The organism is Massilia sp. IC2-477, assembly GCF_020707265.1.
Classification (GTDB): Bacteria; Pseudomonadota; Gammaproteobacteria; order Burkholderiales; family Burkholderiaceae_D; genus Telluria.
In genome coordinates, this window is record NZ_JAJFEQ010000026.1 from 1 (window position 1) to 7,704 (window position 7,704).

Below are 7,704 nucleotides of genomic sequence, written 5' to 3' on the forward strand. Positions count from 1 at the left end.
CTGATGACCATAGCAAGTCGGTCCCACCCCTTCCCATCCCGAACAGGACCGTGAAACGACTTTGCGCCGATGATAGTGCTGCAACCAGTGTGAAAGTAGGTTATCGTCAGGCTAGTTATATGAAAAACCCCGCAGAGTGATCTCTGCGGGGTTTTTTACTTTGTATTCCGCCTATTTGCTCGAGAGTTCCACCAGGTAGGCCGCAGCCAGCCGTGCAAACTTCAATGCGTGGACCGCTTGCCCACCAGAGTTGGCCAGGGTGTCCTTCGCCGTGTGGATATGCGGATTATCACGCGCCATCGATGACTCGAAAGGCATCGATACGGGATAGCCCTGCGCATCCCAGCTGGCGTGGTCCGAACAGGCATAGCCGCACTTGTCATACGCCACCTTCAGCCCCGGCAGATAGGCGCCTGCCAGCTGGGCCAGGAAAGCATTCTGCTGGCTGTTCGTATAATCGCTGATCAGGTAAATGTCGTTCGCCGCTCCCTGGTAATTGGTCATGTCGAGCTGCAGCACGCCCGCAACCTTCTTGCCCGCCTGTTTGAATTGCCGGGCAATCTCCTGCGAGCCACGCAATCCCACTTCTTCCGCCGCGTAGGCAATCGCATGGATGGTCCGCCGCGGCCGGTAACCGCTCGCGATGAGGGCACGCAGCGCCTCGGTCATGCTCGCCACGCCGGAAGCATCGTCGTCCGCTCCCGGTGCGCGCGCCGTTTCGCCCATGCGAAAGCTCAGGATCGAATCGAGGTGGGCGCCGATCACGATGCTCTCGTCGGCCAAGTCGCTGCCCACAATGGTGAGCATGACCGAGGCTTGCGGATAGCCTTTGTGGGTGAGTTGGGCGACGCTGATGTCATCCCGCCTGGTGGCGAGTTCGCGCCATGCCGACAACAGCCAGTTCGATGCATCGACGCCGGTCTGACTCGTGTAATAGCGGTTGGTGAAGGCACTCAGGGCCGTGATCGTCGACGCGATCCGCTGTTCCTGCATGCCCGCCAGCATCGGTTCCACCACCTGATGCTGGTCGATAGCATAAGCAGGCGCCGCCGAGAGCACGCGCCGCAGGGTGAGCGCTGCCCGTGCCTGCGCTTCGCTGCCGTGGTACATGAATCCACCGCAACGCCCCAGCTTCTCGTGGATCGCGCCGGCGGCTGCGGCAAGCCGGTTTTCGTCCATCACGACCGCATGGACTTTTTCGGACATCCCGGCCTTGCCCATTTCTCGGCTGGCGATCGACACCATATCGGGTGCGACCGACTGCATCTGCTGGAAGGCCGCCTCACCCACGGTGATCCAGGCCCTGCGCTTCAAGGGCGAAGCGTCCGCCACCGCAAGGCTGAGGCAGAGTGCCGAACACAGGCAAACTTTGAGGGCGGCGGATCTCATCACTTTTCCTCTTGGCATCATCAACACGATGCTAGTCCCCATACCCCGGCAGCACTTGCAGCACGTCAATCTTTAAGAACTACATGAGGGCTAATCGTGCGGCGATTCCTACGATTGCTCGGACTCTTCTCCTATACAGCCCTACTGGTTCGGCGCGCATGATCGATCCATCGGTTCAGCAATGCAAAGGAGGCATCATGAAATCGAAGGAAAAGAACCTGGGTGGAGACAACCGTTCGCGCGGTATCCACAAACCGAAAGGCGTGACGGTGGCAGAGGGCAGCATGCAGACGCGTGCGCCCGGCGCCGTGATGCCGGGCGGTCCGGAATCGCCTTTCCCCATGGCCCACACCGGCTCGCAGCAATCGGACACCAGCGGCCGCGGCCAGCGCGGCGGCGCCGGCGCCGTCCACCAGGGCTGGAGCGCCCGCCAGCGCGGCGCGCGCATGCAGGCGCAGGCCGAGCAGGACCGCTTGGGTGAGCCGCAGCAGTCGGGCCAGGGCGGCATCGAGCAATACCAGCATGCCGGTTCCCAGCAATCGGATTCCGGCCAGGGCGGTGGCAAGGGACTGCAGGGACGCCCCGACCTGCCGGCGTCCGACTTCGGCAGCAAGCCGAACAAGAAGAATCCCGGCTGAACACCCGCCAGGACAGCGCAACCCGGGTCTCCCGGGTTTTTTTACGCCCGGCGCCGACCCGAGCAAGCGCCGGAACGGTCTCCCATCCCAAACTGGGGCACAATGCACCTGTCAGCCTTGCCATTTCAACCATGACAGGAGAAGCATGAACGAACAGGTCGCACGCAATGTCGTGCTAGTGCGCGCAATCGAGTCCGCCGACGCCAATCATGAGGTGCTGAGCGACGACGACCGCAAGTACGCGAGCCGCAGCGCGAAAGAACTGGCGGCCTGGCAGGCCGCAGACAGCAAGACCGCCGTCACCCAGCATCACTTCCTGCAGCAGCGCTCAGAGCAGATCTTGAAACGTCTGGGCGAGCGCTCGCCCGCCTTTGCCGCCTTCCACAAGCGCAGGCTGGGCCTGGGCGGCGTCTGGCTGGCCCTGCCATTCCTTGCCTTGATCGCAGGCGCCGTCATCGACCGCATCGCCGACCCGCACCGCGTCGACCTGCTGTCCGCCCCCTTCCTGTTGATCATCGGCTGGAACCTGCTGGTGTACCTGGGCATGCTGGTGTGGGCACTGGTTCCGGGCAAGCGCCAGGGCTGGGCCGGACCGAACCTGCTGCGCCGCCTGAGTGTCGGCAAGGCCGCGCTGCCGCGCAAGCTGCCGGCGCCGATGGCCGCCGGACTCACCGCCTTCATGAGCGAGTGGGCCGCGCTGAGCGAGCCGCTCACCCGGGCGCGCCTGAGCCGCACCATTCACCTGGCTGCCGCCTGCTTCGCGCTCGGCGCCATCGCCTCGCTGTACGCGCGCGGCCTGCTGAACCAGTACGTGGTCGGCTGGGAGAGCACCTTCCTCGACGGGCGCCAGGTCCACACCCTGCTGTCCTGGCTGTTCATGCCGGCGATGAACGCCTTCCCCTTCCTGCAGGGCTTTTCGCTGGCGGAGGTCGAACTGCTGCGCCACGGTCGCACCCTTACCGCCGCTAGCGGCGCACGCTGGGTCCACCTGTACGGCGCGACGCTGCTGTTGCTCGTCGTGCTGCCGCGCCTCGTGCTCGCGGGCTTCGCCGCCTGGCGCGCACGCCGCCTGGCGCGCAACTTCCCGCTCGATCTCGACCAGCCCTACTACCGCAAGCTGGCCGACAGCATCGGCGCCGGCACGCCCGCGCTGCTGCGCGTGCTCCCCTACAGCTACACGCTGGACGAAGCGCGCGACCGCGGCCTGTGGGCGATCGCGGCCAGCGCGCTCGGCGCCCAGGCACGGGTCCAGCTGCGCCCCGCCAGCGCCTATGGCGTCGAACCGAAGGAAGCGCTGCAGGACGCCGCGCTCGACGAGCCGGACGTGACCGTCACCGCGGTCCTGTTCAGCCTTGCCGCGACACCCGAGAAGGAGAACCACGGCGCCTTCCTCGACTACCTGAGCAAGCGCGTGAAGCGCGGCGTCGCGGTACTGGTCGACGAATCGCCTCTGGTCGAACGCATCGGCGATCAGGGCAACGCCGCGCGCGTGGCGGAACGCAGCGCGCTGTGGCGCCAGTTCTGCAGCTTCCATGGCACCTCAGCCACCTTCGTCAACCTGCTCCAGCCCGACAAGTATCCGATCGAACTCGGTGCGGGCCTCAGCCTGCCGGAGCTGCGATGAACGCGCCGGTCAAGATCCAGTTCGCGCTCGTCTCGCACACCAACAACGGCAAGACGACGCTGGCCCGCACCCTGGTCGGCATGGACGTGGGCGAGGTGCGCGACGCCGCACACGTGACGCAGTTTGCCGAGGCGCACCTGCTGCAGACCAGCGAGGCGGGCGACACCCTGCTGCTGTGGGATACGCCGGGCTTCGGCGATTCGGTGCGCCTGCTCAAGCGCCTGGCGATGGCGGGCAACCCGATCGGCTGGTTCCTGCGCGAGGTGTTCGACCGCTACCGCGACAAGCCCTTCTGGCTCAGCCAGCAGGCGCTGCGCGCGGCGAAGGAAGAAGCCGACGTCGTGCTCTACCTGGTCAACTCGTCCGAGTCGCCGCAGGATGCCGGCTACCTGCCGTCCGAGATGAAGATCCTAGAGTGGCTCGGGAAACCGGTGGTCGTGCTGCTCAACCAGATGGGGCCACCGCGCCCGGGCGGGGAGGAAGCGAACGAGCAGGCGCGCTGGCGCCAGCACCTGGACGGGTTCCCGGTGGTGAAGGACGTGCTGCCGCTGGACGCCTTTGCCCGCTGCTGGGTACACGAACACGTGTTCTACGAAGCGATCGGCCGCCTGGTCGAAGAGGACAAACAGCCCGGCTATGCGCGCCTGCTCGCGTCCTGGTCTGCCGCCAACCGCCAGCGTTATACCAGTGCCCTGCGCGTCACGGCCGAACAGCTGGCGGCGGCCGCGCGCGACGAGGAAGCCATTCCGGAAGAAGGGCGCAACATGCTGCGCAGCGCGCTCAAGGCGGTGGGCCTGGGCAAGGACGAGCAGCGGCGGCAGGAGCTGGCGATGGCGGCACTGGTCGAGCGCCTGAACGCCCGCATCAATGGCGCGACCGCCCGCATGCTGGCCCTGTACCGCGTCGATCCGGGCGAAGCGCTCAAGATCAATGCGCGCGTGCGCGACAACTTCGCGGTGCGCGCGCCGGTGGACAAGGCCCAGGCCGGCCTGCTCGGCGCGGTGGTGTCGGGCGCGGCGACCGGACTGTCGGCAGACATGATGGCCGGCGGCCTGACCATGGGGGCGGGCGCGCTGCTGGGCGCGATCGTGGGCGGCCTGACGATGGCCGGCGCGGCCTGGGGCTTCAACCAGAGGCTGGACCGCGCCAAACCGGGCGTCCAGTTCGCCGATCCCTTCCTGGATACGCTCCTGAGCAGCGCGGTGCTGCGCTACCTGGCGGTGGCCCACTTCGGCCGCGGGCGCGGCAACTGGGTGGAGGGGGAGGCCCCCGCCTTCTGGCAGGAGGAAGTCGAGCGCGCCCTGAGCGGGCAGGAAGGCAAACGCGCCGACCTGTGGCAGGCGGTGCGCGCCGCGCCGGATGATGCGGCGGCGGCAAACCTGGTGGAGGCGGTGCTGGTCCCCGCGACCGACGCCACGCTGGCCAGGCTGTATCCCGGCGTTGCGCTGCCCGCGCGGCTCGAGGCCAACACCGCCTAGAACTGGTACTGCGCGCTCACGCCCATGATCCAGTTGCGTCCCGGCGCGGCTTCGTAGTACCGGCGGTTGGTGTCGCCCACGATGACGGAGCCGACATAGGTCCGGTCGAGCAGGTTGTTCAGGCGCGCGTACTGCTTGAACCGCCAGCCGCCCAGCTGCTGGCTGGCCTGCACGCGGGCGTTGACGATGGCGTAGCCCGGCGCCGGCGTGGCGGTATTGGTGTCTTCCGCGTAGACCCGGCCGTTGGCGATCGTCTCGAGCGCAGCGCCGAAGCGGCCGGCCTGCTCGGTCCAGCCCAGCTCTCCATACAGGCTGGTTTTCGGGATGCCCGGCAGGCGGCTGCCTTCCGGCACTGCGCCGAAGGCTTCGTCGTAGATGGCGCGCAGCGCACTGAGGGCCAGGCGCGCATTCCAGCCGCCGCCCAGTTCCGCATCGAGCGACAGTTCGCCGCCCTGGCGCAGCGTGGCGCTGGCGTTGCGGTAGCTGGTGCGGCCCCCGGCGGAGCTGTCGACTACCAGCTCGCCCTTTGTCCTGACCTGAAACACGGCGGCGTTGACGCGCACCCCAGGTGCCAGCATCGCCTTTACCCCTGCCTCCAGGTGCTTGCCGATGGCGGGTGCGAGACGGAAGTTGAAGCCGGCGCCCGTCCCAGAATAAAACAGTTCGTTCAGGGTCGGGGTTTCGAAACCGCGGGCGGCGCTGGCGTAGACGTTGAGCATTGGTGAGACCTTGTACAGGACGCCGACGACCGGCGCCGTGTGGCTGTACTCGACGCTGCCGCTATCGTTGCCGTTGGCGAGGAAGCGATCCGTGACGTCGAAGCTCACGCGGCTGCGGCGCACGCCCCCGGTCAGAACCCAGGAGCCGCGTTCCCATTCCAATTGCGCGTAGGGGTCGGTGCTCCTCACTTCGTTCTGCTCGTCGCGGCGCAGATTGCCCTTCACGCCGAAGGTATTGCCGATGAAGTTCTCGAAGCCCTGGCGCGTATCGGTCGAACGCGCTACTTCGATGCCGACGGTGGCGCGCAGCGTGCCGCCTGCCACGTCACGCACCGCGCGCCAGTTGGCGTCGATACCGTGGAAGTCGCGGTCGAAGTCGATCACGCCGCCCGAGTGAGTAGGCGGCGCCTGGAAGCCGCGCGAGAAGGACTGGTACTGCACCACGCGGCGGTTGCCGCCGTAGGCCGTGACCTGCAGGCGGTCGGGCCCGAAACGCTGTTCCCAGGTGAGGCCGAACTGCTGGTGGTCGATGCTCTTGCGCGTGTTGTAGCGTTCGGCCAGGGTGCGCTGCGGCGACTGGGTGTCGGTGGTGTCGATCTCGCCGGCGCGCGGATCGCGCTGGTAGGTCGCCCAGGTGACGCCCAGCGGGTCCTGGGTATCGTCCTGGCGCAGGCCGCTCGCGGTGATGACCAGACGGCTGGTATCGGATGGTTCGACCACCAGTTTGGCGTAGGCCTGGTCGCGGGTGGCAGCGCTGTGCGCGCGGTAGCCATCGGTCTCGAAACGCGAGGCGTCCAGGAGGTAGCCCAGCTTGCCGCTGCTGCCCTGCGCGTTGACGTCGAGCTTGCGCAGTCCGTCGCTACCGGCGGAGAAGCTGCTTTCGATAGCGGGCGCGCCCTTCGGGTCGCGTGTGAAGAGCTGGATCACGCCGCCGGAATGGTTGCCGTACAGGGCGGAGAAGGGCCCGCGCAGGACTTCGATGCGTTCAGCCATGTCGAGGTTGAAGGTCGCGGCCTGGCCCTGGCCGTCGGGCATGGTGGCCGGGATGCCGTCGGCGACCAGGCGAACGCCGCGCACGCCGAAGGCGGAGCGGGCGCCGAAGCCGCGCGAGGAGATCTGCAGGTCCTGCGCATAGTTCTGGCGGTCGCGCGCGACCAGGCCAGGCACGGCCGCCAGGGCTTCGGAGGCGTTCACGCGCGGCTGGGTGTCGCGGATATGGCCGGCGTCGACAATGTCGATCGCAGCAGGCAGGTCGAAACTGGTGTGCGCGGAGCGGGTGGCGCTGACTACCACCACATTGATCGGGACGCCGACCTCATCGGCGATGGCGATCAGTGGCGCGGACATGCATGCCGCGGCGATGGCGGTGCGACGGAACAGGGGGGAATTCATTCGATCTCCGGTTGCTGGGGCGCCCGGTGGCCGGGCGCTGGTACGGCTGGCAATATACCCGGCATTGCAAGAACGTACACGCACCGCACCGCAACACGCTTTTTTCGAGGAGCTCTTGCGGACGCCGAAAACGTTTGCTATAGTGCGCGTCCGCTTCAGGAACGCTGCAAGGCGCGATCGAAAAACGTTAACGGAATCAAGTGGTTACGTTAGCAATGTCCGCAGAAAAATTCTGCGCTGAAGCAAAAACAGGATTGACGAGCATCGCGAAACACTGCATAATCTCATTCCTCTGCTGCTGACGAACACAACGCTTCGCACAGTGCAGCAAGGTAGAACAGAACAACGGTTCTTTAACAATCAACAGTCGATAAGTGTGGGCGTTTGATGAAGGTGCCAGCTGACTTGTTCAGCTGCATACTTAAATTATCAAATGTTCACAAAAGTATTAAGCGTTGTCTCAG

Annotated in this window: 5 protein-coding genes and 1 rRNA gene; 4 read left to right on the forward strand and 2 right to left on the reverse strand. The window is 66.2% G+C overall.

The features are described 5' to 3' along the window. Positions 1–112 (forward strand): 5S ribosomal RNA (rrf, locus tag LK542_RS24635). Between the two features lie 59 nt (positions 113–171). Here rrf and LK542_RS24640 read toward each other — a convergent pair. After that, positions 172–1,389 (reverse strand): M20/M25/M40 family metallo-hydrolase, encoded by a 1,218-nt coding sequence (locus tag LK542_RS24640; protein ID WP_227813968.1) that lies wholly within the window; start codon positions 1,387–1,389, stop codon positions 172–174. 197 nt (positions 1,390–1,586) lie between these two features. Here LK542_RS24640 and LK542_RS24645 point away from each other — a divergent pair, with 197 nt between their 5' ends. From LK542_RS24645 to LK542_RS24655, 3 genes are all read left to right on the forward strand, one after another. Further along, positions 1,587–2,027 (forward strand): hypothetical protein, encoded by a 441-nt coding sequence (locus LK542_RS24645; RefSeq protein ID WP_227803631.1) that lies wholly within the window; start codon positions 1,587–1,589, stop codon positions 2,025–2,027. Positions 2,028–2,172: 145 nt separating this feature from the next. Beyond that, entirely contained in the window at positions 2,173–3,651 is a 1,479-nt protein-coding gene (locus LK542_RS24650; RefSeq protein WP_227813969.1) for a DUF2868 domain-containing protein, read from the forward strand. Then, positions 3,648–5,129: a DUF3482 domain-containing protein gene (locus LK542_RS24655; protein WP_227813970.1), complete on the forward strand. Its 1,482-nt coding sequence runs from the start codon at positions 3,648–3,650 to the stop codon at positions 5,127–5,129. The genes LK542_RS24650 and LK542_RS24655 overlap by 4 nt, the downstream gene beginning before the upstream one ends. Here the strand turns inward: LK542_RS24655 and LK542_RS24660 are convergent. After that, entirely contained in the window at positions 5,126–7,240 is a 2,115-nt protein-coding gene (locus LK542_RS24660) for a TonB-dependent receptor (protein WP_227813971.1), read from the reverse strand. The two genes, LK542_RS24655 and LK542_RS24660, sit on opposite strands and share 4 nt — an antisense overlap. Positions 7,241–7,704: the final 464 nt, after the last annotated feature.

Excerpts from the sequence above, each read along its gene's own strand:
- LK542_RS24640 (WP_227813968.1), bottom strand. The coding sequence starts at position 1,389 with ATGAGATCCGCCGCCCTCAAAGTTTGCCTGTGTTCGGCACTCTGCCTC.
- LK542_RS24645 (WP_227803631.1), top strand. The coding sequence starts at position 1,587 with ATGAAATCGAAGGAAAAGAACCTGGGTGGAGACAACCGTTCGCGCGGT.
- LK542_RS24650 (WP_227813969.1), top strand. The coding sequence starts at position 2,173 with ATGAACGAACAGGTCGCACGCAATGTCGTGCTAGTGCGCGCAATCGAG.
- LK542_RS24655 (WP_227813970.1), top strand. The coding sequence starts at position 3,648 with ATGAACGCGCCGGTCAAGATCCAGTTCGCGCTCGTCTCGCACACCAAC.
- LK542_RS24660 (WP_227813971.1), bottom strand. The coding sequence starts at position 7,240 with ATGAATTCCCCCCTGTTCCGTCGCACCGCCATCGCCGCGGCATGCATG.